The 3,982-nt window shown below is 38.6% G+C and carries 2 protein-coding genes and 1 pseudogene; 2 read left to right on the plus strand and 1 reads right to left on the minus strand.

The window, feature by feature from the left end:
• A pseudogene (locus WBM98_RS11055) lies at nt 1-698 on the plus strand (hypothetical protein); the annotation flags it as partial.
• 303 nt (nt 699-1,001) lie between these two features.
• Here WBM98_RS11055 and WBM98_RS11060 read toward each other — a convergent pair.
• Nucleotides 1,002-2,003 (minus strand): hypothetical protein, encoded by a 1,002-nt coding sequence (locus tag WBM98_RS11060; RefSeq protein WP_424366080.1) that lies wholly within the window; start codon nt 2,001-2,003, stop codon nt 1,002-1,004.
• Nucleotides 2,004-2,262: 259 nt separating this feature from the next.
• Between WBM98_RS11060 and WBM98_RS11065 the strand changes: the two genes are divergently transcribed.
• Nucleotides 2,263-3,982, plus strand: a 1,720-nt coding sequence (locus WBM98_RS11065) for a tetratricopeptide repeat-containing sensor histidine kinase (RefSeq protein WP_424366081.1), incomplete at its 3' end; no start/stop codon positions are given.

The following is a 3,982-nucleotide window of genomic DNA, read 5'->3' on the forward strand; positions in this document are numbered from 1 at the left end:
ATGCCCAACAGAAGAAAGATGCATTTCCCTTCCCTGAGTGTCCGCCTCAAGAAGGTGCCACTAAAATACAGATGAAAGAATACAATGCGTTGGCCAAAAAATACAATCGTCAATTGAGTGATGCCAAAGAAATGAGAATTCTTAAATCCGATGTTAAAAGATTGGAACACCTGCATGGATTAATGACTCATGAGCAAAAAGAAAATGCGGAACCTTTTCCAGATTTTCCCGAGCCACCTCCAGTACCAGAGGCTCCCGAATCACCTAGCGCTACAAAAGGGGAGAAAAGCGGAATTCCGCCTGCACCACCTGCTCCCCCAAGTCCACTTCGTCATGAGGAAGTAGCGGTTGCTAATGTTATCGATGAAATCATTGCGAATCAAGATCCATACGACAACTTAAATTCTATGCGAATTACATCCAAACCCAATAAAGAGGTCATTCCGAACAAGGAAGAAACCCCGGTAAATCGTATAAGCCTACCTCCCACGCCACCAACACCCATTACACCCTTGGACCATGTGATTGAAATGGCAAAAAAGAATGCCATTTTCTATCATGAGGGAAAGGAGATCAGCTCGGATAATGCCATTGACATTCTCAAGAAGAATACGAATATCAATATCGACACAAGGGGCAGCAAGAGCAAACAACCTGTTGTAAGACTATCCACAGCACCTATAGTCATCGAAAACTAAACAAAATCATAAATTCCTGAAACAAGCCTCGATTTTCGGGGCTTTTTTGTAACAAATCATCAATGTTGGCGTTCTAATTGTCTATATGAAACATCAATCAAAAATCAGAACACTATGTTACTACGCTTTTTTATCCTCCGTTCTGGTCCTGAAGGGATTTCGGAAGTATTATTCCCATTCTCACACCTATCCCCCGGCTCGTTAAGTTGGCATCCCGACCCTATTCTGTTCCCAGTCGTATTTAGCTAATTGAACAATAACCGCTAGTATTCCAAAATACTTAATGATGGTATCCAATACGTATTAGTTAATGATTTTTTTGGCCTTAGCCTTCATTTTATCCAAAAGGGATATTTTTGCCTTAGTAGGTACACTAACACTTTCCGTTTTCTCAGTTTCTGTAGGAGAATCGTTTACTTGTGTAGTATTGTTTTCCATCACGGTTGTAGTAGTCATAGAATTTGATTTGGTCTCCTCTTTGGGCCCTATACTTGTATCGGACATTTTAGTCTTCACCGAGGCAATGATTTCCCCTTTTAGCCATTCATTTGCAAAACTTGTGAAGACATCATTTACTTCCTTACCTGCCCTATAGCAAGCTTTCCATTGTGGACTTTTGCTTTCATAGGTAGGATTAACGAATTTTTGAATTTTATAATTATCCGGAGCCGTAAGTTTAGCGCTAAAATCTACGGTATTAACAAGTGCAAGGTATTCCTGTAATCTTTTCTTGACCAAAACTTCAGGGTTTGTAGGATAGGTCTGTTCCCATAATTCCTTATTCGGGAATGGTTTTTTAGACGCCTCCATAATATTATCAATGCTGGCTTGGGCTTGATCTTTTAATTTTTTTTGTTCTGTGATATAAGCAACATCATTCGGGTAATTCTTAATATTCAATTCGATTGTTTTTAGTTCGGATTTCAAACTACCAAGGCTTCTTCTATTGGGGTCTTGAGAATCCCGCAAAGGCAATGCATCTTGCCTCATCTCATTGTAGGAGATGATAAATTCCTCGCTATTTATATAATTTTTGATGTAATGACACAATTCCTTGGCAGCTCCTGTCTTATCTCCGGCAATAATAGAAGGGAGTAATTTGGCATAGGGTATCTTAAAGGTATTTTCGCTTACTCGGGAATCCAAAGGGCCATTATCAAATCTTCCAATAAAATTTGATCTAATATTATATTGGGCATATTGAGCTTCAATACCTAATCTTGAAAGAATGTCATCAACATATTGTGATGCTGAAATTGAAAGAATACCCACTATTGAAATCAGTAATATTTGTTTTGTTTTCATTTTGATAGTGTATTTATTAAACAATTTTTCTAATATCGATCCTGACTGGGTCGGTAGTTTTTGTCCTAGTATTACAGCGCTATTATGGATTAAATCTTTGTATCCACAATCCAGGCATGACATGATAAAAGTCCACATTTAAATAAATTCACACAATCCCCTAAAAACAGGATTTTTTCGATTTTGAAAAAAATCATGTAAAAAGGGGATGACGGTAATCCCCACAGGTATTACCTTTAAGTAACGTTAAATTCGAAATATGCCACTAAAGGACTTAAGGGTAAATAATGGTGGGTGGTCTATTTTAATTTGTCTCATATTCAACCTAGGCCATGCGCAATTCGATGAACTGGATAGTCTCAGGGCCTTGATTAAAAAATCAAATGACGACACCATTCGAATCAACCTATATTATGAATATGGTAGCCGTATTGAAACCGCATTCCCAGATTCGGCCATGTGGTACTATGATATGGCCAAACGACGCTCCGTTTCCTTAAAATTTTTAAAGGGTGTGGCCGCCTATGCCAGTCATGCTATAACCCACCTCAACAACAAGGGCGAATTTCGCACTGCTCTAAAAATTTCGAAGGATGCCCTAAAAATTTATGAGGAATTAGGCAATTCCAAAGAATTGGCGGTTGCATACCTCAATGTGGGAAGTGAATGGCACTACCTTTCGGATTTCCAACAGGCGGCCGAATATTATCTTAAGGCGAAAAAAATTGCCGACGAAATAAGTGATAGGCGCCTGCAGCGCATTATCAATAACAACCTTGCTTCTATCTTTATTAATTTAAAGGACTATGAAAAAGGACTGCGTTATGCGGAAACTTCTTTGGCCATAGCGGAGGAATTAGAAAACGATTATGCAATCTCGTCATCAATGTTCAACATGGCTACAGTGGCCCTTTATTTAAAAGAATATGATAAAGCGCTAAAATACTATGTCAAAATTGAAGAAATAGGTCATCGCACCAATGATTTTATTCTAATACTTGATGGTTGGTTAGGAAGTGCCGACGTAAACAATGCCATGAAAAATCGACAGGAAGCTCTCGCCTATTATAATAAGGTTATCGATTTTTCAAAGGGGAACGAAACACCTGAATATGAAATGTATGCTTATATGGGCTTGTCTGATCTTTACATGGATACAAAAAAATATGCCATTGCCAAACTTACTATTCAAAAAGGGATTGCCCTAGCCCAAAAATTGGGTTCGAAATACGAGTTAAAAGACCTTTACCTAAAAGCATCATCCCTAGAAGAGGCATCGGGACAATTCAAAAAGGCCCTGTATTATCGCAAAGAATTTGAAATGCTGAATGATTCCATTGTGGGCGAAAAAAGCAAAACCAATATTGAGCTTTTGGAAGCCAAGTATGATTCCGAGAAACAAGCTTTAACTATAGAAAAGCTCGAATCGGAAAAAAAAATACAAGAACTGACCATTCGACAGAAGAATAACTTGACTTATATATTGGTAGGTACCTCTGCGGCAATTTTGATATTAAGTCTATTGTTCTATAGAAATTATGTTCATCGGCAAAAACTGCAACAACAACGTATAGGGGTATTAGAAAAGGAAAAACAACTTGATGCGACCGAAGGGGCACTAAAGGGTGAAGAACAGGAACGATCCCGTCTGGCAAAAGATCTACATGACGGCTTAGGTGGAATGCTTTCCGGTATAAAATACTCACTTCAACTTATGAAAGGAAATCTAGTGATGACACCCGAAAACCAACAGGCCTTTGAACGCAGCATGGATATGCTAGACAGTTCGATCAATGAAATGCGCAGGGTCGCCCACAACATGATGCCAGAATCGCTCATTAAGTTTGGGCTTGAAGCAGCCCTGAAGGATTTTTGCAATGAAATCAGTGCCAGTGGTGCGTTACAAATCAATTACCAATCAATTGGGTTGTCAGATTTAAAAATTGATCAAACAACTTCCATCACCATTTATAGAATCG

Source organism: Maribacter sp. (genome assembly GCF_049667165.1).
Classification (GTDB): domain Bacteria; phylum Bacteroidota; class Bacteroidia; order Flavobacteriales; family Flavobacteriaceae; genus Maribacter_A.

What these genes read in the sequence shown, in the direction of transcription:
- WBM98_RS11060 (WP_424366080.1), bottom strand. Translation starts at nt 2,003, where the DNA reads ATGAAAACAAAACAAATATTACTGATTTCAATAGTGGGTATTCTTTCA.